The 246-nt window shown below is 37.8% G+C and carries 1 protein-coding gene; it reads right to left on the minus strand.

Features of this window, described 5'->3' with window-relative positions:
• Positions 1-246: transposase (locus tag DVW06_RS16980; RefSeq protein ID WP_137264928.1), on the minus strand; the 246-nt coding region annotated here is incomplete at both ends.

The raw sequence follows: 246 nt of genomic DNA on the forward strand, positions 1-246 counted from the left end.
GGAAAGACTGTTTTAAGCAACTGACAATAGCTGGCATTCATGTCCATCACTAGGTAATTGCCCTTTAAACGGGCTTTTCTAGGAAAGTGCAGGAAGTATTGAGTTAGTTTGTAAAGTCTGCGATCTTCAAGGATCGTAAATAGCTGATTGGTTGTCCCATAAACACAAATAAAACTCATGGAACCAGAAACAGACTTCATTGATTTGAACTCATCAATACACAAAACAGTCAGAAGGAAGTTCATA

This window comes from Enterococcus sp. ARL09-542 (assembly GCF_005234805.1).
Taxonomy (GTDB): Bacteria; Bacillota; Bacilli; order Lactobacillales; family Enterococcaceae; genus Enterococcus_D; species Enterococcus_D gallinarum.